The organism is Lactococcus sp. S-13 (assembly GCF_004210295.1).
GTDB lineage: Bacteria > Bacillota > Bacilli > Lactobacillales > Streptococcaceae > Lactococcus.
The window spans coordinates 653,803-678,012 of the sequence record NZ_SDAK01000001.1; the positions used below are offsets into that span (position 1 = coordinate 653,803).

Sequence of the window (24,210 nt, forward strand, 5' to 3'; positions counted from 1 at the left end):
CTCAATTTTTGAAAATAAAATTTGTTACAAATGAACTCAAAATTGCCCCAATTAATGTGACTAACAACCAGAATATAAATCTACCCAGAAGTTTTTCGTTAAAGAAATACTGAATTCCATCACTCCACAGCGTTTTCTTAGCTATAAATCTATCTTCAACTTTGAGTTTCCTACTCATAGTCAATTTTAATACATCATAAATAAAGTTTACTTTAGCAGTCGATGATTCTGAAATTTCAAACCATCTCTCTTGTAAATATAAATCAGCTTCTTCTTTGCCTTTAAGGAAATTATGAATGTCGAAAGAATTAAAATCATATAGCTTATACATTTTAGGATCTGAAATGTAACTCTCAGAATAGTAATTTCCTAATAAATCATCTAAATCAATTTTCTTCAAATATCCAAGAATATTTTTACTCTGATTAGTTAATACTCGATACCTATTTTCAAGGCCCTCAAATCCAAACTTTTCCGAATTCATATTCCAGTGGATAAACACCAATGACTTATTATTTTCAATAAACTGAAAGAAGTTGTCAAAAAGTTCTTTTTCAGCTTGATCAAGAGTTACGCCTTCTTTTAAGTATTTACTGATTGAGAACTGAATTTTTTCTCTATTCTCAAACTTCATTATACTGATACTAGAAACTTTAGGAAATTCTTCCTTTTTTACATCTGAACAAGAATAGTGAATCAAAAGGTAATTTTGAGGATTTCTGGATATTTTGTTTAATTCTTCTTTGGCTTGCTTATATTCAAAGTATCTGCTCATTCCATTTTCTTCACTTTCTCCTTAATAAAGTCAATCTCACTTTTATCTAAATTATACTTCATAAAGAGCTGCACGTCAATTTCTTCAATGCTTTTTGTCCAATCAATATCAGACTGCTCCGTAAAATTCTGCAAGGGAACTTTTTGCCATTTATCTCGTGGATTATCCTGCGTAATTTTCAGCACACCAAGCATTGCACGCGTAAACTTAGACTTGACATACTTCAACGCTGATTCAGCTTCAAATTTTGAATTGAAAGCTCCAATTCCGATGAACGTCTCAGTGTACCCTATAAGGGGCTCCCCTATAAGGGGAGTCGAAAGCACCTCTCCGATTGCACCCGAACCATTTGCTTTGGGCAAAATAACTTTGTATTTTTCAAAGTTGTCAGGTTGACTCAAATATCTTCTGTCAATCCAATAATATACTCGCTGATTATCAAGTAAACCAATGATTTGTACATATTCTTTCTCGTCAGTCGGCTTTTCCTTAAAGAAAATTACATCAGTCAAAATTTTCAGAGCACCAGAGCCCACGTCTGTCTTATGCCCCTTAGATTGAATTGCTTCAATTTCTGGGTGTTCTTCTAAAGCGATATTTGTCAGGCGATAAACACCACGCCCAGTAATCAGAGTCGACAAACTCTCTGTCATGACCGCTTCAACCTTATGCAAAACCGAGTTCAACTCCTCAAAATTGGTAAAAGTCCCAATCTCGCCAAAATCCTTGTTGGCATCACGATAGGTTACAGCCACACCACCTTTAATATCGGTGTTCGGGAAAACTTTTGAGCTGTCCTGCTCATAGTACACGACTTTCAAATGCTTATCATGCAACATCTTCTCATTCCAAGCTTTACCCGTCGCACCAGCGTTAAACAGAAATCGCCCAGGCGTAATCAGCACAACCTTATCTGCCACCTCGTAAGCCGTGTCCATAAACTTATGATAAATCGGTGGCGCTTGCGTGCTATCGCCCACGCGTTCCTCCTGATATGGCGGATTCCCAATCACAACATCAAATTTCACGTTCTTAAATGTCTCCTCTACTTTTTCTTTCCCTTTGGCGGGACTTTCCTTGATGGTATCCACAAAGCCGTCGATATAAGCCACATTAGTTTCAAAATTCCGATAGCCCGCCAGCGTGCGCTCTGTAATAGTCTTCGCCATCGGTGTTTTGGCGATAGCAAAGATATTTTCCTTCAAGATTTTCTTGTAAACTTCGTCCGCCTCAAACTTACTATCATCGTTGTCTTCCAACTTTTTGAAATACAAACTCATAGCAGCATGTAGGGGATAAAGCCCTGTTTTGGTATTGATTTCTAAGATTTTCGTATCATCAGTATAGACTTTATCCGTACCAACTCTTTTCACCCAGTGCAGATTGCTGACAGCCCCATCAGTCGTACTGACAAAGTCATCATCATAAAAATTCAGTCCACCAATGGTCTTACTCAGCTGCAGATTAACCACACGCCACGGCGTTAGCACCGTTTCTTTATCTGGATTTTTGAAAGTCCCAAATAATTCCGCAATCCGCTCTGCTCGCTCGATAAAATCCAGTTGGTCATAAGATTTCGCCCGTTGACGGATAATCCGTCCCGCCTCGATAAAGACTTCCGCATCATAATAACGTGCAATTTCACGGAACATTGCTTTGGTGAAACCTTTTGGCATGAACTCTTTCCAAGATTCATCATCAACTTGACTAACAAAATCTTTAATCGTAATGTCTTTTGACAAGTCCAGCTTCATGCCATAAATCATCATGGGAATCCGAATTGACACCCCACGTAAAATCGAAATCATGGTTTTGCGCTGTTTCTTAGCTTCATTGATTTTTGCAATGGCTTCTTTTTCTTCTGGCGTTCTTTCCCGAGCTGTCTTTTTCTTAGCTTTCTCGCCCTTTTCGTACTCTTCGTTACTTAAACCATTTTCAGAAACAATAATTTTCGGTGGTTTTTTCTGCCCTTTTGTTTTCCCGACAATCTCAGATAAGTCTTTAAATATTTTGGCATCACCTTCTGTCAAAGTAAGTAAATTGTCATTGTACAAACTATCATCTTCAAAACCAGAACGAACCGCTTTTTCTGCATAAACCTTTTTAAGCTGTGTTAACATCTTATCGACATTAAAAGGCTTCATTCCCTGATCTGTTTTCCCCAGAATGGGCATAAAGTTCAAAAGTCTTGTCATTGCTAACTTTTGCTCTTGCGTATTTTTCTTCCCCACCCCAGAGTTAATCTGAGCAGATTCCGCCATAACAGAAAGCGCACGGTCTGGCGCAAAGTCAAAAATATAACAGTTGGTTTTCATACCCAGCTTTTTGTGAGAAAATGGTGTTTGCGCCCGAAAAGCCGCTTGCAGATAATTCATGGCAGAGTTCGTATTGGATAAAAATAAAACAGCTGTCCATTCTGGAATATTCACACCAGTCGTTAACTTTCTAACCGTCAGAGTAATCGTTTTTGTCGCACTTGGGTCTTTACCAATGACGGTACGTACCTTATCCAAATCGCCTTGACTAGCTACACCATTATTATCGCCTTCTCTGACCACACTGACAATTTCATACTCTTGTCCAAAGACACGGTGTTTTTTGAGCAACTTTTCAAAAGCATTAGCCTCTTTTACGCCTGGCAGCAGCCACAGAGTATGCCGCAGTTCATTTCGATACTGCTCTGTTGAAAATGGATAATTACTTCCACCATCTTGATTGGTAATATTATCTAAAAAAGCATTCACATCTGCTTGATAGGCGAGCTCACCATTATCATCAACACGGAAAAACTCACGAAAATTAAAAGCTTTAGACTCGTCCGCAAACCTTTCCTTGTTGCGCATCTCAAAAGTGTACATAGAAACTTTTGGTAAACCTTCGTAAGGATTTGGCTTTTCTGGATTTTCCAGTGACCACTTGAGCTTTGCGGTCTGCTCCATGGTGTAATCCCAAGTATAAACTTGACTTTCGTCATACTGGTCTAATAGATTAAAAGGTGTCCCCGATAGTTCTAACATCTTAGTGTTATCTTTTTGAACAGCATTGATGACATTATCTGCAAGCTCTGTCTGCGTCCCTTCATGCGCTTCATCAATGATAATCAAATCCCAATCCACATCAGAAAATTCATTAAGATTAATTTCTCCACCACCATAACGCAAAAGCTGAATTGAAGCAAAGTAAACAAAAGGAGTTTTATCCCTTTTCAAGTTTTCAAGCTTTTCTCCCTTTTCTTTTGAGCCAAACCGATAACCAGCTTCTGCCATTTTCATTTTATGGAAATCTTCAAACCATGAGTCTGAAACAACAGGTCGGTGTGTCATGATAAGAACTTTTTGATAGCCTTCGTCTTTAATCAGCTGCAAAGAAGTCAAAGTTTTCCCGAAACGCATTTTAGCATTCCAGAGCATTTTATCTTTAGTTTTGAATGCTTTTTTAGTCTGCTCAACGGCTGCATTTTGCTCTGGACGAAGGGTAATTTCATAAGTTGCCGTTTCTTCTGCGACCATTTGTAAAGCTGAACGTCCATCTTTTACAGCTTTAATGGCATCTTTAGCTGTTTCTAAATCAGTCTGAAACCACTCTGCGCCCTCAAGAAATTCAGCTTGTTTAATCCCTGAGCGCTTAAGAACTTCATGAACATCATGGTCATGAAACCAAGACTTAGTTGATTTTTTCCAAGCTAGCTCCACCCACTCTAAAACGTACTTTAGACCAGATGTTGTCATGTATTGTTTGATACGTTTAGGCGCAACAGTCCTTAAAAACTCGCTATTTGGTGTCCAATCTGCTTCAATATCATCTTCAGAAACAGTTGCTTCTCCCACTTTTTGCGTTCCTTCATAAGCAGGAAACATTCCATTTTCATTATTGACAGTTTGAATATAAATCAATTTTCGCTCTGCTGCTTGGTAAAGTTTCTCAGCTTCTGGTTCTAAAAAATCCATGTAGGCAGTCTTAATATCAGTATCAAGATATTTTTTAACCACCCAAACCAATAATACAAAAACTTGATGAAGAGCTTTTCGAGCATTTTCTTGTGTTGCTTCTGCGGGATTGATTTCATGAGCGGCAAGATTTCCCAATTTTTTAATATCGTAAAAAGCCTGAATAATATATTGTTCGGAAATTCTTAATTTTGCTTCATTAAGTTTTTCATTAAAGGATGTGCGCTCTGAGAGAATAGTCCCCTCTTTTTCTAAAATAAGAGAAACAGTATTTTCAGCTATTTTACGAACTTTAGTTAAGGTACCTTCGTAGTCCTTGTGTATATAATTTTCTTCGGCGAGATTTGCCGTTTCAAAAAGAACAGCAGTATCTGCTTCAACCATCAGAAACTCAAAGTTTTTTGACATTTATTTTTCCTCCAACTGATAAGCTTTTTGAATATCAATAATGACTGGTTTCGAATTTTCTTTTACCGTAATATCATCAATACCGTCACCATCTAAGTCAAAAAGACTGAGCTGTCCTTCTGGAATTCCTCGTTCAATATTGACTTGCCCTCCGAATAAACTGACAAAAGTAAACTCTGACCACTCTACTTTGCTAGATTTTCCTTTTACCCGCTTCCACTCACTGAAAACCAGGGGTTCGTCAGTGTCGGGATGCTTTTTGGTCAAAGCATTTCCTCGGATAATATTTTTTCGGATAATAAATTTAGCAGATTTGTATGATCCCGTCTTCACACTTAAACGCTCGTCGAAAACCTTCTCATACCATTCCATGTAATTACTAAGCATCTTAAATCTGGCAAGCTCAAGATTGTCTTCTAAAAATTCAATGCCATAAATTGAAGAGAGTGCAAATAAAGATTTAGTTTTCCAATTTGATTTATCAAATTGCTGTGTAACTGCTTCAAGTTTTCGCTCTAGTAACGCTACCAAAAAATTCCCATCGCCAGCTGAAGGTTCTAAAAAGGTTGCATAAATATTTTCACAATCTTCCCTTATGCCCTCTGTATCAAGCATTTTCTGTACCATCCAAGAAGGTGTGAATACTTCGCCGTGTTTTTGGACACGTTCTTTAGATTTAATCAATTTCTCAGAAAACATGGCTACCTCCGAATGCAAAAAATCCGTTTGAACAATTTGTTCTAAACGGTTTGTTGCTTATTAGTGTTCCTTTACCTGTACAGGTAAAGGAAGGGGTTAACCCCTTCGATTTCATAATATTCGATTTTATCATAACTCTATTATACCACTTGTAAACACTATCTAAAACTTAAAAATCAGCTATTCTGACTGATTTTTAGATTTGGTTCAAGCTCCTATTTTGCTGATTTTTTGTATTTAGTTGTATGTTTAAAAGTATTAGTAATTTCAGCTTCCTCAAACAGCTACTACTATCATATTTTAAAACAAGAAAGCCCTCAGAGTGTTCGTCTGAGGACTTTTCTAGGAGTGAAGCACCTGATTATTTGTTTTTGTGCTTCGTGGAATCCATTTTTTCATTGAATTTCTCACTGACATCTTCTGCAAGGTCTGCAGCTTTGTCTTTGAGATTTTCCAAACCTTCTTTGGCTTTGCCTACGAGTCCTTCGGCTTTGCCTTTCGCTTCTAGCTTTTCATCGCCTGTGATTTTTCCTGCGGTTTCTTTGATTTTTCCGCTGGTTTTGTCTTTGGTAGCATCAAGTTTATTGTTTAAAGTCATTTTAGACCTCCTTCATCTTTGAAAAGTTATCTAAATCATGTTAGGCATTTTTTGAACGTCCAAAAATTGCCGAGACGATTAACACCAGAATGACTGCTCCGATGATTGATGGCACAATGGCCATTCCGGCTAAGTGAGGCCCCCAATGTCCAAGGAGTGCTTCACCAAGTGCGGAACCAACTAGCCCAGCCAAGATGTTACTAATAATTCCCATTTTTGCGCCGCGACTTGTAATTGCGCCTGCAATGAGACCAATCACACCTCCGACAATCAATGACCAAATAAAGTGCATTATGTTTCCTCCTTTTATTCTACCTGTTGATTTTTATTTTAACACTCGTATGCCAAAAAGTACAGAAAGTTGCTTGGTAATTTTTTATCAAAAAAACTTAGCTTCGTGCTAAGTTTTAAAAAGTATAGAGTTCAGTTGAGAGGTAACGTTCGCCATTATCGGGACAAAGAGCGAGGACTTTTTTTCCAGCGCCCAGCTTTTCGGCAAGCTCATAGGCTGCCCAAATGGCTGCTCCTGAGGAAATGCCGACTAAAAATCCTTGATTTTCTCCAATATGACAGGCGGTATTGAGCGCATCGTCACTCGTCACATCAATCACGCCATCATAAGATTTTGTGTCTAGATTTTCGGACATAAAGGGAACGCCGATGCCTTGGATGCGGTGATGTCCGCTTGCGCCACCAGATAAAATCGGTGATTCTGCAGGTTCAACGACGTAAGTCTTAATCGCTGGACTGTGTTTTTTTAAATAATGAGACACGCCCGAAATAGTGCCACCTGTCCCGGCACCAGCAACAAAGGCATCTAGCTGGTCTCCAAAAGCTTCAATGATCTCTGGTCCTGTGGTGAGTTCGTGCGTTCTGACATTGGCTGGATTTTCAAATTGCATGGGCATAAACCAGCCTTTTTCTGTCACAAATTTTTGTCCTAATTCAATCGCTGCCTTGATACCCTCAGCGGCTGGGGTCAAGATGAGCTTGGCACCGTATGCTTTGATGAGCTGCTGGCGTTCTTTGGAATAATTGTCTGGCATGATAATGACCACTTTGTAGCCAAGTGCCGCGCCGGCCATTGCTAGACCAATGCCTGTATTACCAGAAGTCGGCTCGACGATGGTCCCGCCTGCTTTGAGCTGCCCATCTTTTTCTGCTTGACGAATCATCTGGAGCGCAATCCGATCTTTAACCGAACCTCCCGGATTAAAATTTTCTAATTTGACGTAAATTTCAGCGCTTGTTGGGGGCGTATTTTTTAGTTTGACAATTGGACTATCGCCAATCAACTCGGTGATATTTTCTACAATTTTTACCATTTGCGATCCTTTTTTACTGACGAAATGAGAGATTTTACTGACGTAACTCAAAATGTGGCCGTCTAACCAGAGAATTTGCTGACGCAAATTATTTTGCTTTTTCGAGCGCTTGCGTCAGGTCTGATAGCAGGTCGCTGATGTCTTCGATGCCAACTGACAGACGAATCAAACCGTCTTTGATTCCAATTTGTTCACGGATGTTTTTAGGAATTGAGGCGTGCGTCATGACTGCCGGAACTTCAACCAGACTTTCTACTCCACCGAGCGATTCAGCCAAAGTGAAATACTGCAAGCTTTCTACAAATGTTTTGACGGCTTGCTCATTTTTCAGTTCAAATGACAACATTCCCCCAAAGGCAGCCATCTGCTTTTGAGCAATCTCGTGTCCTGTTTGACTGGCTAGTCCTGGGTAGTAAACTTTGGCAACCTCGTGTGAATTTTCCAGAAATTCGGCAATTTTGCTGGCATTTTTTGAATGAGCTTCCATGCGCAAAGCGAGCGTTTTAATGCCTCGTTGAACCAACCAGCTGTCTTGAGGGCCAAGCACACCCCCGATTGCATTTTGCAAAAAGCCAATTTGTTCGGCTAAATCTTGGGAATTTGTCGTGACCAAACCTGCAACAACATCGGAATGTCCCCCTAAATATTTGGTTGCCGAATGTAAGACCACATCTGCTCCTAATGTCAAAGGACGTTGCAAATAAGGCGTCGCAAAGGTATTATCAACCAAAGTGAGCGCGCCGTGCGCCTTGGCAATTTTAGAAATTTCTTGAATATCCAAAACTTTGAGCAAAGGGTTCGATGGTGTTTCAAAATAAACAGCTTTTGTTTCTTTTTTGAAGGCATTTTTCAGCACGTCCAAATCACTCAAATCCACTAAGTCATAAGTAATTCCAGCACGACTCAACACTTTGTCCACAAGACGGAAAGTTCCACCATAGACATCATCGGCCAAAATGACATGATCCCCCGCAGCAAACAAAGATAGGACGGCGTGAATGCCTGCCAAGCCTGAGCCAAAAGCAAAGCCTTGCACCCCGGCTTCCAGATCCGCAATTAAACGCTCAAGCGCATGACGCGTTGGATTTCCCGACCGTGAATATTCGTAGGTTTTAGGCTGTCCAAGCGCATTTTGCTGATAAGTTGAGGTTTGATAAATTGGGACTGAAACAGCACCAGTCGTTGGGTCAGTAGAGATACCACCGTGAATTACTTTTGTTTTTAAATTTTCCATTCGCTTTACTTTCTATGTTTATTGTCTATCTATAAAATAACATGAAAGTCAAAAAGCCGCCATAAGAAAATCCTATAGCAGACTTAATATTTTTTATAGCAAAAAAAACGCTTTTCAGCGTTTTAATATTTTCTAAAGCGGAGATAACGTTGCTCAATCAGCTCATCTGGGCTTAAAGCTTCCAATTCTGTAAGTGTTTGCGTCAATTGGTGCTTGAGGTTAGCAATCAAGTTGTCCTCAGAAATTATTCCGTCAACAACGCCCATTTCTAAAAGATGAGGGCCTGTGATTTTCATCAATTCGGCCGCTTCGTCACGTCGTGAACCGTCTTTCCAGAGGATTGTGGCAAAACCTTCTGGTGAAAGTACTGAATAAACCGCATTTTCCAAAATGAAAACTTTGTTGGCCACGGCAAGCGCAAGCGCTCCACCTGATCCGCCTTCACCAGTAATCACGGCAATGATTGGCACTTTGAAGTCCGACATTTCCAAAAGATTGCGTGCAATGGCTTCTCCTTGACCACGTTCTTCAGCTTCAATTCCTGGATAGGCACCTGCTGTATTGACCAAAGTGATGATTGGACGACCAAATTTTTCGGCATTTTTCATCAAACGCAAGGCTTTACGGTAACCGTTTGGTGTTGGTTGACCAAAGTTAGTTGCCAAATTCTCGGCAAGATTGCGTCCTTTTTGGATTCCAATCACAGTGACTGGACGACCATTAAATTTGGCAATTCCCCCTACGATGGCTTCATCATCAGTAAATTGACGGTCACCATGTAATTCAAAGAAATCAGTGAAAATTTGTTCAATCAAATCGCGAGCTGAAATACGATCTGCAGCCCGTGCTTTATTGATAATATCTGCTATTTCAGCCATGTTCCACCTCCGAATGAAGTTCTAAGAGCAAGCTCAATTTTTCACGCAATTCTGTTCGTTTCACAATCGCATCAACGAAACCGTGTTGCAGCAAGAATTCAGCTTTTTGGAAATCATCAGGCAATGTTTGCCGAACCGTTTGCTCGATGACACGACGTCCCGCAAAACCAATTAAAGACTGTGGTTCTGCCAAAATAATATCGCCCAACATGGCAAATGATGCCGTTACTCCACCTGTCGTTGGATCGGTCAAAACAGTGATGTAAAGCAGTCCAGCATTAGAATGACGTTTGAGTGCTGCTGACGTTTTTGCCATTTGCATCAGTGACATGATGCCTTCTTGCATCCGCGCGCCACCTGAGGCTGTAAAGACAATAACTGGCAATTTTTCGGTCGTTGCATATTCAAAAAGACGAGTCAGCTTTTCGCCAACGACTGTCCCCATTGAAGCCATGATGAAAGTCGAGTCCATAATCGCGAGTGCTGTTTTTTGCCCTTTGATTGTGGCTGTCCCTGTCATGATCGCTTCATCAAGTCCTGTGCGCGCTTTAGTTGCCGCCAATTTTTCTGGATAAGCTGGAAAATTCAAAGGATTTTTGCTTTCAATTCCAGTGAACATTTCCACAAAAGAATCCTTGTCAGCAATCAATGCCAAACGTTCTTTGGCCGTAATTCGAAAGTTATACTCACAATTTGGGCAGACCTTATTTTCGCCCAAATCTTTCTGGTAAATCGTGTGTTTACAAGCAGGACATTTCGCAAAAAGTTCATCAGGAACCTCTGGATTTTCCGCCTGCTTTTCAATAAGGGAACGATTGGGATTGATTTTAATGTATTTTTTCTTTTGGAAAAGAGCCATTTTTGCATCCTTTTCTCATTTTTTATTAAATCTAGTTTTCGTCAGCATTTTTTCTTTACTGACGTAAAATTTTTCAATTTCGTCAGTAAATTCTCTCTACTGATGGAAAATACTTTAGTTTCGTCAGTAAATTCTCTCTACTGACGAAAGTTTTTGGCTTGAATTAGTCTTCTTTCAGATACTCTGGCAAGAAAACATTGCCCAAAAAGCTGGTATCGTAATCGCCAGCGACAACGTGTGGATCTGAAATCAACTCCAATTGGAAATCAACGTTAGTGATTACTCCTTCAACATCAAATTCCAAGAGCGCACGCTGCATTTTCATCAAGGCTTCAAAACGATTTTCGCCGTGAACGATGACTTTGGCAATCATGCTATCGTAGTAAGGCGGAATGCTGTAACCACTGTACATCGCACTGTCCACTCGCAAGCCAACACCACCGCTTGGCAAGAACAAATTAGTGATTGTCCCTGGTGACGGTGCGAAATTAAATTTTGGATTTTCAGCATTGATCCGGCATTCAATCGCGTGTCCACTGAAAGTTACTTCCTCTTGTTTAACAGAAAGTTCATTTCCATTCGCCACACGGATTTGTTCTTTAACAATATCAACGCCAGAAACAAATTCTGTAACCGGATGTTCTACTTGAACACGGGTATTCATTTCCATGAAATAAAATTTTCCAGAAGCTTCATCCAACAAAAATTCGATGGTACCAGCATTTTCGTAACCCACGTGAGCCGCTGCTTTTACTGCAGCTGACGTAATTTCTTCACGCAATGTGTGTCCAATCGCCACCGAAGGAGATTCTTCCAAAACTTTTTGATTATTTCGTTGCAATGAACAGTCCCGCTCACCCAAATGAATGACATTACCATGGCTATCCGCCAAGATTTGTACTTCAATATGACGTGCTGGGAAAATCATCCGTTCAATAAACATCGCGCCATTACCAAAAGCGGCTTGCGCTTCGGCTTGGGCTGCTTCAAAAGCAGGCACCAATTCTTCGACATTTGTCACTTTACGGATTCCTTTACCACCACCGCCGGCTGAGGCTTTGAGCATGATGGGATAGCCGATTTCTTCAGCAATTTTCACTGCTTCATCGGTCGTGTGTACTTCTCCCTCAGATCCTGGTGTAACAGGAACGCCCGCTTTAATCATTTCTGCGCGTGCATTGATTTTATCGCCCATCATATCCATAACTTTTGCTGATGGCCCGATAAATTTAATATTCATTTCTTCACAAAGGCGAGCAAATTTTGAGTTTTCTGAGAGAAAGCCAAAACCTGGGTGAATCGCTTGCGCCCCTGTTGCCACCGCTGCCGAGAGAATATTATTCATATTAAGATAAGATTCTGTCGCCCGCGCAGGCCCGATACAAATCGCTTCATCAGCCAAATGGACATGTAAAGCATCACGGTCAGCAGTTGAATAAACAGCAACTGTGCCGACTCCTAATTCACGTGCTGCACGAATAATCCGTACAGCAATTTCGCCACGATTGGCAATCAAGATTTTATTAAACATAAATTTTCTCCAAATAGGAAGCTTTCCTGAGTTCGCCGCTGGAGCGGTCAATTTGGTCAAAACCAAATTTTGATAATAAGTAAAATAAGTCCAAAATAGGTCAGAACGTTCAACAACGCTCGACCTAGAATAAATTTTTCTTTCCAACGAAAGCTTGTTTTTGCTCAATTTTTTTGAGCATTCAGCCCTCAAAAGTCGGAGAAATTGACTGCTAAGTCCCCCTCAGCCTTTGAAAGCAAAATACTAATTTCCTAAAGCAAAAGTTAACGTTCCTTTAGCTGCCAATTTGCCATCCACTGTTGCTTGCGCTTCAACAACGGCAATTGGGCCACGACGTTTGATAAATTTTGCGTGCAGTACTAATTGGTCGCCAGGTGTGACTTGTTTTTTATATTTCACATTGTCCATTCCAGCATAAAAGACCAATTTCCCTTTATTTTCAGGTTTTGACAATTCCAAAACACCCGCAGCTTGCGCCAGAGCTTCCATAATCAATACACCAGGCATCACAGGATATTTTGGAAAATGACCTTGGAAAAATTCTTCATTAATCGTCACATTTTTAATCGCTGTGATTTCGTCATCAGCAATATCAATCACACGATCGACTAACAAAAAAGGGTAACGGTGAGGCAAAGCCTCCATAATTTCAGTAACATTGATATTGACTTCAGTCATGTAAATCTCCTCTTAAAAACTCAAAATGAGTTTTCTTATTTAATCCGTACCAATTCTTGACCAAATTCAACAACTTCTTCAGGTGAAACCATAATTTCAGTAACTACACCATCTGCTGGAGCTGGAATTTCGTTCATCACTTTCATCGCTTCAATAATCATCAAGGTTTGACCTTTTTTCACGCTGTCGCCAACCTTGACAAATTCAGCTTTATCTGGTGAAGGTTTGAGATAAGCAACACCCACCAATGGTGAAGTCACTGCTTCGCCTTCAGCTGCTACTGTTGCTGTTTCTGTCACTTCTTGAGCTTGTGGGCCTGTTACTTCTACTGGAGCTTGTGACGCAACAAAGGCTGCTGGAGCTTGAGGAGCAGGGGCTGTCACACCGTTTGTATGCCCGTCATTTTTAGAAAATGTCAACTCACCGTCAGCATTTTTCCAAGAAAATTCACGCAAAGATGAACCGTTAAATTGGTTCATCAATTCTTTTACTTCTGAGATATTCATTTTTATTTACCTTCCCACTTTTTGAACGCGAGTACCGCATTGTGTCCACCAAAACCAAAGTCTTGAGACAAAGCGAGATCGATTTTTGCTGGTTTTCCTTCGCCAAGAACAACATTGATGGTCATTCCTTCGTCAAGTTCTGTTGTTCCTGCATTGACTGGTGCGTATTGGTTCAAGATTGCTTGAACAGTTGCTACGGCTTCGATGGCACCTGTCGCACCGAGTGCGTGTCCGTGCAAAGCTTTTGTAGATGAAACATAGGCTTTATCGCCCACAACGTTGTGAATCGCTTTGCTTTCTGTTTCTTCGTTAGCGTGTGTTGAAGTTCCGTGAGCATTGATATAATCAACATCAGAAGCTTCTGCACCTGCTTCTTCGAGCGCCAATTTCATCGCATTTTCAGCACCTGTACCTGATGGTGTAGTCATGTGGAAGGCATCATTTGTGTTTCCGTAACCAACGATTTCAGCTAAGATATTTGCTCCACGTGCTTGAGCGTGTTCAAGGCTTTCCAAAATCAAGACACCAGCACCTTCACCCATAACGAAACCTGAGCGATTTTTGTCAAATGGACGACAAGCGATATTTGCATCTGTTTCTTTAGTAAGGGCAGTCAAGTTGGCAAAACCAGCGATTCCCAATTCACAGATGGCAGCTTCTGCACCACCAGCAATCATAGCATCTGCATAGCCGTGTTTGATTTCACGGAAAGCTGAACCGATAGAGTTAGCACCAGCTGCACAAGCAGTAACCTCAGCGCGTGAAACACCACGAGCACCTGTACGCAAAGCAACATTACCTGTCGCCATATTGGCAATAGCAAGAGGAACATAGAGTGGTGCTACACCTTTACGTGGGCCTTTAGCAACAATGGCTTGTGAATTTTTTTGTGATTGTTCAAGACCACCGATACCAGAAGCCATGATACAACCTAAACGGTCGTAGTTTGTATTTTCTTCGCTGAGTCCAGACATTTCCATCGCGTCAAGCGCAGCATGAACAGCGTAAAGTGAGAAAGTGTCCATACGACGGGCATCTTTCTTCTGGAAGTATTTGTCAAATGGAAATTCTTTGACTTCAGCAGCTACAGAAATGCCTGTTGCTTCCGCATCAAAGTGGGTAATTGGCCCAATTCCAGTTTTGCCAGCTTTAAGATTTCCCCAAAATTCTTCGGGGGTATTACCAATGGCGCTCACTACGCCGTAACCTGTAATTACAACTCTGTTTGTCATATTTTTTTATCCTTTTTTATCTGATCTATTGTGTTCAAAGCGAGCCTTACATGGCCATGCCGCCATCGATTGAGAGGACTTGACCTGTCATGTATTCTTGTTCGGCAAGGAATTGAACAACTGAGGCTACTTCTGCTACGCTACCAAAGCGTTTCATTGGGATTTGACCTTTCATCATGTCTTTGACTTTGTCAGAAAGGACTTCTGTCATGTCAGATTCGATGAAACCTGGTGCAACGGCATTAACGCGAACATTACGACCGGCAACTTCACGAGCAATTGATTTTGTGAAACCAATCAGACCTGCTTTAGAAGCGGCATAATTGGCTTGTCCAGCGTTACCAATCAAACCAACTACTGATGAGATATTGATGATGGCCCCTTCGCGTGCGCGCGTCATTGGTTTCAAAACAGCTTGTGTCATGTTGAATGCACCTGTCAAGTTGATTTTGAGGACTGCTTCAAAATCTTCTTCAGTCATTTTGAGTGATAAGCCATCACGTGTGATTCCAGCGTTGTTTACCAAGACATCTACTGAGCCGAGTGCTTCTGTTGCTTCTGCAACCATGCGTTTCGCATCTGCTGAGTTTGAGATGTCACCAGAGATACCGACTGCTTTAACACCAAAAGCGGTAAATTCTGCGAGGACTTCTTCTGAAATTGCTGAGCGACCGTTGATAATGACGTTACTTCCTGCTTTAGCAAATTGCAAGGCAATGGCGTGACCGATGCCACGTGTTGAGCCTGTGATAAAAACGTTTTTGTTTGTGATTTCCATTTATTTTCTCCTTTTTGAGCCTTTTAAATTCTTGATGAAACATTCTGGACGAGAAGGGTTCAGGTTTAGCTGTTTTGTTCTGAGAGGCTAATGTTCTCCTGAGCTTTTCTCGTTTGCTGTGTTTGCATTATTTATTCGCTAGTGCCTCAAATGAAGACAAATCTTCAACATTTGTAAAAGTAGCGTTTTTATCAATTTTTCTGATGAAACCTGAGAGGACTTTTCCTGGGCCAACTTCGATAAAGTTCGTTGCCCCAAGCTTTTGCATCGTTTCAATGGATTCATAAAAACGAACGGGTTCCATGACTTGTCGGGTCAAGAGGGCTTTTACTTCCTCATGAGTCATGACTTGTGCAGTGGTGTTAGAAATCAAAGGTAAGTTGAATTCGCTAAAGTTGATTTGAGCAAGTTCATGCGCCAATTTGTCCGAAGCGGGTTTAAGAATCGCTGTATGGAATGGGCCTGAAACTTTGAGTTCAATCAATTTGCGTACGCCAGCTTCTTTGAGTAATTCAACGGCATAGTCAACTGCGCCAGCTTCTCCACCGATGACGATTTGGGCGGGAGTGTTGTAATTTGCTGGACTAACAATACCTTTAATACTTGCTTTTTGGCAAATTTCTTCGATGAGCGCAACGTCGGTATTCATTACGGCAACCATTTTACCAGAACCTGCAGGTGCGGCTTCGGTCATGTATTGACCACGCTTAGCAACTAATTGGACAGCTTCGTCAAAGCTGAGGCTTCCTGCAGCAACCAAAGCGGAATATTCACCAAGACTGAGACCAGCAACAAGGTCAGGTTTGATTCCATTTTCTGCCAATAAACGCAAAATGGCAACTGACGTCGTCAAAATCGCTGGCTGAGTGTATTTGGTTTCGTTTAATTTTGCTTCATCATTATCAATCAAAGCACGTAAGTCGTAGCCCAGAAGTTCTGAAGCACGGTCAAAGGTTGCTTTGACAATGTCGAATTGATCATACAAATCACGAGCCATACCGAGCTTTTGTGCGCCCTGACCCGAAAATAAAAATGCTGTTTTAGTCATAAATTATTGCATAAAGTTCCTTAGGGAATTTTTATGCTTTCCTTTTATATTTTTCTCTTGTGGAGTTAATTGTTTGTAGTATAAAATGTTTTTTTAGGTAAAAAAATGACATTTCGTAATTTAAAAAAGCAAATGAAAGAGGGCGAAAAGCGCAAATGAATTTGAATCCCTTGCCACTTCTCACCCCCGATCAAATTATTTGTTGTCTTCTACGTATTTAACGAGGTCAGCAACTGTTTTCATGTCTGCTTCTGTATCAACTTCAACATCAAATTCGTCTTCGATGTCGTTGATGATTTGGAAAAGGTCAAGTGAATCAGCGTCGAGCTCTTCAAATGAAGTTTCGAGTGTTACTTCTTCTTTATCTTTACCGAGTTCATCTACGATGATATCTTGTACTTTTTCAAATACTGCCATGATTTTTTCTCCTTTAATGAGTGAAAATATTTATATTATAGCCGCTTTTGCGGATTATAACCTTAAGTAATAAATGTGTACGAAGTCGTACTTTTGAGCTGACAAGTCTTAGCGTCCTGCGCTAGAAGCTTGTTTTGTGCTTTTTCTAAAATTTTTAGGAAAAAGACAAATCCGTCAGTGTTTTCTCTAGTAAAATGAATGACGTCAGCATTTTCTCTGACGAAATCAGTTACGTCAGTGATTTTGGCGGCTTACAAATCGATAACAAGCGTGCCCCAAGTGAGCCCACCGCCAAATCCTGTAAGGGCAACTCTTTTTGCACCGTCCAAATTAAATATACCATTTTTTACGGATTCTGACAACAATATAGGAATACTTGCTGCCGAAGTGTTGCCATATTCTTGCATATTTTGGAGGAATTTAGTTCGCTCAACACCTAGTTTTTTAGCCATTTTATCTAAAATTCTTGAATTGGCTTGGTGCAATAAATAAAAATCGATTTCATTAGCAGAAAGTTCTGCTTTTTCTAAAGTGGCTTGGATATTTTTGGGAACATCACGCACGGCGAAGTCAAAAATTGCTCGCCCTTCCATACTCAAATGTTGTTTTTCGTAAGTTTTTGAGGCAAAGGGTGTTTCGATGTTGGTCAAGCCTGACAACAAACTTTCGCCGCGACTTCCGTCTGTTTGCAGTTTTTCAGCAACAATCAGTGGTTTTTCGCCAGTATTTTCAAGAAGAACTCCGGCTGCTCCATCGCCAAATAAAACGGCAGTTGAGCGATCTGACCAATCCATTACTTTTGAGAAAACTTCCGCACCAATGACCAAACCTTTTTGGTAATTGCCTGATGTAATCAATTTTTCAGCTGTTGAAAGGGCAAAAACAAAACCTGAACAAGCAGCAGTCAAATCATAGGCAAAGGCATTCGTTGCCCCGATTGCTGCTTGAACGCGGGCCGCAGTTGAGGGCATTAATGAATCTGGCGTAATCGTCGCCACGATGATGAAATCTAAGCTTTCAGGACTAAGTTGCGCTTTTGCAAGCAATTCTTGCGCGACTTCGGCTGCCAAATCTGAGGTATTTTCTCCTGTGGAAATGTGGCGATTTTTGATGCCTGTCCGGCTGTAAATCCATTCGTCGTTGGTATCCATGATTTTTGATAAGTCATCGTTAGATACCACTTTTTCTGGCACATAGTGTGCCACTTGCGTGATTTTCGCAAAAGTCATTATTTCATATTCTCCAAAGAATGATGCAAAGCGGCGAGTTCGCCAGCCAGCTTATTTTCTGTTGTTCCATAGACACTATCAAAGAGATGCTCAGTGATGGTGCGGAAAAACTCGCGGTGACTGGCACAAAGTTGGTCACCTTTTGCAGTCAAATCAATATGTGTCACCCGTCGATCAGCAGTTGAACGCTTGCGCTCAATATAACCCTTATCCTGCAACCGATTGACTGTAATCGTAATCGTGGAAAGCGCCAATTTTTGATTTTTGGCGATATCTGTCACGCGACAAGTGCCTAAGGTGTGAATCAGTGTTAAAATCTGCAATTCTTTGACCGTCACATCAGCATAAGCTGAATCTCTCAGAAACTGTTCTTCAAGAATCATAAAATCATGGAACAGTTGAATCAACCATTCATTGACTTGATCAAAATCCGTTTTCATCTGTCGTCCTCTTTTATTTCCAGAAGTAAGCTCGACTTATTCATGAAAATAGGAAAGTCAGCGTCGAAAAATTGCCTCGCCACACATAGACAGGGGAACTACGATTACTCCAAAAAATAATCGTCGTCCCCCTGAATGATTTAGTCTATTTTACAGTTTCTAGTAAGATGAGCTTATTTTTATTTTTATATTGCAAACCATTTACTGTATCAAATTATAGTATTTTTTAGGCACTTTTGCAAGTGAAAATGATAAGAAACCGTTATCTTTGGCGATTTTACTCTGCTTTTTTACTGACGTCAGCATTTTTTCTGACAAATTTAATTTACGTCAGCATTTTCTCTAGCCAAAAATCTCGCCCACTGACGAGATTTTTTACTTAGGCTGGATTGCTCGCAATAAGCGTCAAGTTCCCTGATAATTTCCAGCTGTCTACTGTGCTTGGCAAGATGAAATGAGCGCCTTTTGCCAATGGATAATCTACGCCATCCACCGTCAGTTCTCCTTCGCCGTCAAGCACTGAAGCCAGTGTGTAAGCTGCTGTTTTCACAAACTCATGGCTGCCCTTAATGTCCCATTTGTAAACATCGAAGAAATCAGATTTCACCAAAGTTGTCAGTTCTGCTTCAGCAAATTGTTCGGTTTTCACCTGATTTTCAGGCACTTTATCGCCCGGAATGTTCAGAACATCAATCGATTGTTGGATGTGCAATTCACGCAAGTTGCCAGCATCATCTTTGCGATCAAAATCATACACTCGATAAGTGGTGTCTGAAGATTGTTGCGTTTCCAAAATCACAATGCCAGCCCCAATCGCGTGCATTGTCCCTGAAGGCACGTGGAAAAAATCTCCCGTTTTCACTTTGACCTTGCGCAACAAATGCTCCCAATCGCCAGCTTTGATCATTTCTGCCAATTCTTCACGTGATTTTGCATTATGTCCGTAGATAATTTCTGCACCTTCTTCAGCAGAAATAATGTACCAACATTCGGTTTTTCCTAACTCACCTTCGTGTTTTTGACCATATTCATCATCCGGATGCACTTGGACAGAAAGCCAGTCATTTGCATCCAAAATTTTTGTCAACAAAGGAAAAACTTCTTTTTCGCTATTGCCAAATAATTCCCGATGGCTCGCATAAAGTTCATCCAATTTTTGTCCCTTAAAGGCACCATTAGCAATCGTTGACACCCCATGTGGATGAGCCGAGATTGCCCAATATTCTCCCACTTTATCTGATGGCAAATCATAGCCAAAAGCTTTCAAATGGTCTCCACCCCAGATTTTTTCTTGCAACACTGAGTTTAAAAATAATGGTTCTTTCATAATTTCCTCCAAAAAATGCAATTCGCTTTCATACAATAAATTCTATTATATCACAAAAATTCATCAGAACAATTTTTTAATGGCAACAAAAAAATAGAAAAAATGCTGACGAAAACCTCAGCACAGGCAAAAATTAGCCCGCTGAAATCCGTCAGCATTTTCTCTGATTAATATTCCGACTTTTGATTCAAACCGCGTAAAAGTTCGTCGATTTTTGAACCATATTCTACGGATTCATCCTTGGCAAAAGTCAATTCAGGAATTTTATAAATCGTCATGCGATGAGCCAGCTCACTTTTGAACAAGCCTGTGGCTTTTTTCAAAGCCGTTGCTGCTTTGGCATTGTCCGAAGCAAGATTTGACAACAAACTGTAATAAACAGTCGCTTGACTCAAGTCGCCAGTGAGTTGAACATCTGTAATATTCACACCTTGAACACGTGGATCACGCACTTTGTTACGCAAAATATCATTGATTTCTCGTTGAATTTCTACCGCAACCCGATCACTACGAAAAGAATTTCCCATCTCTTCTCCTCTCCATTTTTGTCAAAAAATGGGACGCCTTTTTTCAAAACTGAAAAACGCCCATTTTTATTTCATTGAGTTTGAAAGCATCAAAGGTTACAAACAGTTAAACGTTTGATTTAGTCTTTCGTACTCGTCTTATTTACGTTCGATTTCAACCATTTTGTAAACTTCGAATGTGTCATCAACCGCAACATCATTGAAGTTTTCAACCATCAAACCACCCTCTTGAGCATTTCCGACTTCTTTAACGTCATCTTTAAAATGCTTAAGGCTAGCAATCGCACCATCATGAATCACGACACCCGCACGGATAACGCGGACTGAAGCATCACGCGCCACTTTACCACGGATAACCATGAATCCGGCAATCGTACCCACTTTAGAAACTTCAAATGTTTCACGAACAATCGCTTCACCAATGATTTCTTCTTTGAACTCAGGATCAAGCATACCACGCATCGCTGTTTCAACTTCTTCAATCACTTTATAAATGATGCTGTGGAGACGAATATCCACTTCTTCATTAGCTGCTTGCTCACGAGCGAGACCCGTTGGACGCACATTGAAACCAATGATAATCGCGTTTGAAGCCGCAGCAAGTGAAATATCAGACTCAGAAATCGCACCAACAGCTGAATGGACGATGTCCACTTTCACCCCTTCAACTTCAATTTTTTGAAGTGAAGCAGCCAAAGCTTCTGCAGAACCTTGCACATCCGCTTTGATGATGATGTTAACAGATTTAGTTTGACCTTCTTTAAGCGTGTCAAAGAGGTTGTCCAAGTTAACACGGCGCGTATTTTGACGTTTAATCAATTGAGCACGTTTAGCACGTTCTTCACCGGCAGCACGAGCTGCTTTTTCATCTTCAAAGACCGCAAAGTGATCACCAGCTTGTGGAACATCAGAAAGACCAGTCAACTCAATAGGTGTTGAAGGACCAGCTTCTTTAATCCGACGGCCAAGGTCGTTGGTCATTGTGCGCACACGACCATAGGTATTTCCGACCACGATAGGATCTTGGATATGTAAAGTCCCTTGTTGAACCAAGAGTGTCGCAATTGCCCCTTTACCTTGGTCAAGACGGGCTTCAACCACAGTACCAATCGCACGAACTGTTGGGTCAGCTTTAAGTTCTTGCACTTCGGCAACAAGCAAGACTGTTTCCAACAATTCTTCAAGGTTTTGATTGAATTTCGCAGAAATTTCGACAAATTCAGAACCATTTTCTGGATCCCAAGCGACTGGGAATACTCCGTGCTCTGTCAATTCTTGAGTTACTCGTTGTGGATTAGCACCTGGTTTATCGATTTTGTTAATCGCCACGATAATTGGCACACCAGCCGCTTTAGAGTGGTTGATAGCTTCAATCGTTTGAGGCATAACCCCATCATCAGCAGCAACAACCAAGATAGTAATATCAGTTACTGAAGCACCACGCGCACGCATTGAAGTGAAGGCCTCGTGACCTGGTGTATCAAGGAAAGTGATTTTTTTGCCATTAGATGTGATTTGGTAAGCCCCGATATGTTGCGTGATTCCGCCGGCTTCGCCTTCAGTCACACGAGATTCACGGAAACGGTCAAGCAATGTTGTTTTACCGTGGTCAACGTGACCCATGATAGTAACAACTGCTGGACGCTCAACCAATTCGTCTTCATTAAGATAACCTTCTTCAACAAACAAACGTTCGATATCTGACTTATCTTCTTCAACTTTTTTGACTGGTGTTACACCATAATCCATGAGAATCAACTCAATCGTATCTTCATCAAGTGATTGGTTTTGGTTGACCATTGTTCCCATCATGAAGAGTTTTTTGATGATTTCAGCTGGTTCACGTTTGATTGATTTCGCAATATCTTGAACGTTCATTCCTACTTCATATTCAAGACTTTCTGGTAATTCATGGAATTTACGTTGTGTTGCTGGAACAGATGAAGCTTGATGATTGTTGTAACGTCCACGACCACCTTTTTGGTTCCAGTTTGAATTACGCGCATTACGAACTTGGTTACGATTATCATTGACGCGAAGTGGCCCACCTTTACGGTTGCCATCTTGGGTATTATCACGATTGCCGTCTGTTTTCTTGCGATCACGATCACGACGAGTGTTCTTACCACCTGCAACAGCTGGTGCAAAGGTTTCAGTTGTTGAACCACCAGTTGAAGAAGGTGCAAATTTATCACGTTTTTGACCTTGTCCTTGACCTGCTGGACGGTTCTTATCAAAACGATTTCCGCCTTGTGCATTGCCTTGTCCATTTTGGTTAGGGCGACGATTGTCGTTACGATCATTACGGTTATTGCGATCATTGCGATTTTTGTCGAATTTTTTCTTTTCAGGACGAGCAGCCGCTTGTTCTTTCTTGATATCCTCGGCACGTTTAATCACTTTGATTTGGATTCTTGGTTTTTGGTTCAATGGTTTTTTCTTTTCGTCGCTGATGACTGACTCCTTTTTCTCAGTAGCTTTTTCTGATTTAACTTCAGGTTTTGGAGCTACTGTTTCCACTTTTGTTTCTTTTTCTACTTTTGCTTCTGGTTTTACTTCCACTTTTGGCTCAGCTTTCACTTCTACTTTTTCAGTTTTAGCGCTTTGAGCATTTTCGGCAGCAACAATATGGTCAGCTGGTTGCTTGTCCATTTTTGCTGCTTTTTCAGCTTCTTCTTTCGCTTTAATCCGTGCTAAAATAGCTGGATCTTCAACAATTGCTTTACCCGCAAAAGTACGAGGGTTGTCCTCTTTTTTATCCGCTTTTTTAGCCTTAGACGTTGCTTTTGGCGTCGCCGCTTCAGTCGTTTTAGAAGGGGCATCACTTGCTTTAGCGCCTGTTTTTACGCTTGCAATGATTTTTTGTGCTTGATCTTCTGTTACAGAGCTTGAGTGCGATTTCACTTCAAAACCAAGTGATTTAGCCGCTGCGACAAGCTCAGTATTTGATAATCCAGTTTCTTTAGCAATTTGGTTAATACGTTTTTTATCAGACAATCTTTGTCCTCCTTTATAATCAGTTGTTCATGAGGCTCTCCATTTTCCTTGCAAATCCATCGTCAACAATAGCAATCACCTTGCGATTTTGCCCAATGGCGTGCGACAATTCTGTTTCTGTAAAGAGTTGTGAGACGGGAATCTCATAATAAGTTGATTTATCAGTAATTTTTTTACTCAAATTTGATGCAGCATCACTAGCAAGGAAAGTTAATTTTGCTTTTCCTGACTGAACTGCTTTGATGACCAATTCTTCGCCCGTGATAATTTTCCCCGCACGTTTAGCAAGCCCAATCAAATTTGAAAGTTGTTCTTTTTTATCCATTTTTAATCCAGTCCGTAAGCCACAAACTCACGCACTTTTCTTTAGTCATAATCCGGTGCCAAATCAGCCGAATAAGTCGTTGATTCAAGCTCCCGACGGGCCACTTGATGCGCCACATAAGCAATCAACTCATCATAGAACTCGTCAGCAATTTTAGTTTGAAAAGCTCGATCAAACACCCGCTTTTTCTTTGCATCCTGTGCTTCTTTATTGAGCAAAGCAATATAAGCCCCGCGCCCGTGCGCCTTACCCGTTGGGTCAATCAAAATCTGACCTTCCTTATTGTAAGCAATTCGCAACAAATCACGCTTTGGGAACTGTTCATTTGACACTAAAGACTTTCTCATCGGAATTTTTTTTTGTTTCATCGAAAAACCTCAAATTTCCTCTTCAAAATCAAGGAGAAATTACTGACGAAAATTCCGTCAGTTACTCAGACCCGCTTTACCAGC

Annotated in this window: 23 protein-coding genes; all 23 read right to left on the reverse strand. The window is 40.8% G+C overall.

What is annotated here, in order from left to right; translation table 11 throughout:
* Position 1 precedes the first annotated feature (1 nt).
* The 23 genes from EQJ87_RS03300 to rnpM all read right to left on the reverse strand — a co-directional run bounded on the left by EQJ87_RS03300 (position 2) and on the right by rnpM (position 24,126).
* Positions 2-775 carry a hypothetical protein gene (locus EQJ87_RS03300; RefSeq protein ID WP_130123323.1) on the reverse strand — a complete coding sequence of 258 codons (774 nt, stop codon included), beginning with the start codon at positions 773-775 and terminating at the stop codon, positions 2-4.
* Entirely contained in the window at positions 772-5,130 is a 4,359-nt protein-coding gene (locus EQJ87_RS03305; protein ID WP_130123324.1) for an Eco57I restriction-modification methylase domain-containing protein, read from the reverse strand. The genes EQJ87_RS03300 and EQJ87_RS03305 overlap by 4 nt, the downstream gene beginning before the upstream one ends.
* On the reverse strand, positions 5,131-5,829 hold the full coding sequence (locus EQJ87_RS03310; protein WP_130123325.1) for a DNA methyltransferase family protein: 699 nt from the start codon (positions 5,827-5,829) through the stop codon (positions 5,131-5,133).
* Between the two features lie 361 nt (positions 5,830-6,190).
* Positions 6,191-6,427, reverse strand: coding sequence for a CsbD family protein (locus EQJ87_RS03315; RefSeq protein WP_130123326.1), 237 nt, complete (start codon positions 6,425-6,427; stop codon positions 6,191-6,193).
* Positions 6,428-6,467: 40 nt separating this feature from the next.
* A complete protein-coding gene (locus tag EQJ87_RS03320) occupies positions 6,468-6,719 on the reverse strand; it encodes a GlsB/YeaQ/YmgE family stress response membrane protein (RefSeq protein ID WP_130123327.1) in 252 nt (83 codons plus the stop codon).
* A 115-nt stretch (positions 6,720-6,834) separates the two neighbouring features.
* On the reverse strand, positions 6,835-7,752 hold the full coding sequence (cysK, locus tag EQJ87_RS03325; RefSeq protein WP_130123328.1) for a cysteine synthase A: 918 nt from the start codon (positions 7,750-7,752) through the stop codon (positions 6,835-6,837).
* Between the two features lie 88 nt (positions 7,753-7,840).
* Positions 7,841-8,986 carry a cystathionine gamma-synthase gene (locus EQJ87_RS03330; protein ID WP_130123329.1) on the reverse strand — a complete coding sequence of 382 codons (1,146 nt, stop codon included), beginning with the start codon at positions 8,984-8,986 and terminating at the stop codon, positions 7,841-7,843.
* A gap of 122 nt (positions 8,987-9,108) precedes the next feature.
* The gene (gene accA, locus EQJ87_RS03335) at positions 9,109-9,864 is read right to left on the reverse strand and encodes an acetyl-CoA carboxylase carboxyl transferase subunit alpha (RefSeq protein ID WP_130123330.1); all 756 of its coding nucleotides are present in this window, start codon (positions 9,862-9,864) and stop codon (positions 9,109-9,111) included.
* Positions 9,857-10,723 carry an acetyl-CoA carboxylase, carboxyltransferase subunit beta gene (gene accD / locus EQJ87_RS03340; protein WP_130123331.1) on the reverse strand — a complete coding sequence of 289 codons (867 nt, stop codon included), beginning with the start codon at positions 10,721-10,723 and terminating at the stop codon, positions 9,857-9,859. The genes accA and accD overlap by 8 nt, the downstream gene beginning before the upstream one ends.
* A gap of 163 nt (positions 10,724-10,886) precedes the next feature.
* Positions 10,887-12,254, reverse strand: a complete 1,368-nt coding sequence (gene accC / locus EQJ87_RS03345; protein WP_130123332.1) for an acetyl-CoA carboxylase biotin carboxylase subunit — start codon at positions 12,252-12,254, stop codon at positions 10,887-10,889.
* 243 nt (positions 12,255-12,497) lie between these two features.
* The gene (fabZ, locus tag EQJ87_RS03350; RefSeq protein ID WP_130123333.1) at positions 12,498-12,932 is read right to left on the reverse strand and encodes a 3-hydroxyacyl-ACP dehydratase FabZ; all 435 of its coding nucleotides are present in this window, start codon (positions 12,930-12,932) and stop codon (positions 12,498-12,500) included.
* 35 nt (positions 12,933-12,967) lie between these two features.
* Positions 12,968-13,438: an acetyl-CoA carboxylase biotin carboxyl carrier protein gene (gene accB, locus EQJ87_RS03355; RefSeq protein WP_130123334.1), complete on the reverse strand. Its 471-nt coding sequence runs from the start codon at positions 13,436-13,438 to the stop codon at positions 12,968-12,970.
* 2 nt (positions 13,439-13,440) lie between these two features.
* Entirely contained in the window at positions 13,441-14,670 is a 1,230-nt protein-coding gene (gene fabF, locus EQJ87_RS03360; protein WP_130123335.1) for a beta-ketoacyl-ACP synthase II, read from the reverse strand.
* A gap of 46 nt (positions 14,671-14,716) precedes the next feature.
* Positions 14,717-15,448, reverse strand: coding sequence for a 3-oxoacyl-[acyl-carrier-protein] reductase (fabG, locus tag EQJ87_RS03365; RefSeq protein WP_130123336.1), 732 nt, complete (start codon positions 15,446-15,448; stop codon positions 14,717-14,719).
* 127 nt (positions 15,449-15,575) lie between these two features.
* Positions 15,576-16,496, reverse strand: coding sequence for an ACP S-malonyltransferase (gene fabD, locus EQJ87_RS03370; RefSeq protein WP_130123337.1), 921 nt, complete (start codon positions 16,494-16,496; stop codon positions 15,576-15,578).
* A gap of 195 nt (positions 16,497-16,691) precedes the next feature.
* Entirely contained in the window at positions 16,692-16,913 is a 222-nt protein-coding gene (locus tag EQJ87_RS03375) for an acyl carrier protein (RefSeq protein WP_075525036.1), read from the reverse strand.
* Between the two features lie 251 nt (positions 16,914-17,164).
* Positions 17,165-18,142 carry a beta-ketoacyl-ACP synthase III gene (locus EQJ87_RS03380; RefSeq protein WP_130123338.1) on the reverse strand — a complete coding sequence of 326 codons (978 nt, stop codon included), beginning with the start codon at positions 18,140-18,142 and terminating at the stop codon, positions 17,165-17,167.
* Positions 18,142-18,582 carry a MarR family winged helix-turn-helix transcriptional regulator gene (locus EQJ87_RS03385; RefSeq protein WP_130123339.1) on the reverse strand — a complete coding sequence of 147 codons (441 nt, stop codon included), beginning with the start codon at positions 18,580-18,582 and terminating at the stop codon, positions 18,142-18,144. The genes EQJ87_RS03380 and EQJ87_RS03385 overlap by 1 nt, the downstream gene beginning before the upstream one ends.
* Positions 18,583-18,961: 379 nt before the next feature.
* Positions 18,962-19,909: a mannose-6-phosphate isomerase, class I gene (gene manA, locus EQJ87_RS03390; protein ID WP_130123340.1), complete on the reverse strand. Its 948-nt coding sequence runs from the start codon at positions 19,907-19,909 to the stop codon at positions 18,962-18,964.
* Between the two features lie 167 nt (positions 19,910-20,076).
* Positions 20,077-20,436 (reverse strand): 30S ribosome-binding factor RbfA, encoded by a 360-nt coding sequence (gene rbfA, locus EQJ87_RS03395; RefSeq protein WP_130123341.1) that lies wholly within the window; start codon positions 20,434-20,436, stop codon positions 20,077-20,079.
* 138 nt (positions 20,437-20,574) lie between these two features.
* Positions 20,575-23,433, reverse strand: a complete 2,859-nt coding sequence (infB, locus tag EQJ87_RS03400; protein WP_130123342.1) for a translation initiation factor IF-2 — start codon at positions 23,431-23,433, stop codon at positions 20,575-20,577.
* A 19-nt stretch (positions 23,434-23,452) separates the two neighbouring features.
* Positions 23,453-23,758 carry a YlxQ-related RNA-binding protein gene (locus tag EQJ87_RS03405; RefSeq protein WP_130123343.1) on the reverse strand — a complete coding sequence of 102 codons (306 nt, stop codon included), beginning with the start codon at positions 23,756-23,758 and terminating at the stop codon, positions 23,453-23,455.
* Between the two features lie 41 nt (positions 23,759-23,799).
* The gene (rnpM, locus tag EQJ87_RS03410; RefSeq protein WP_130123344.1) at positions 23,800-24,126 is read right to left on the reverse strand and encodes an RNase P modulator RnpM; all 327 of its coding nucleotides are present in this window, start codon (positions 24,124-24,126) and stop codon (positions 23,800-23,802) included.
* Positions 24,127-24,210: the final 84 nt, after the last annotated feature.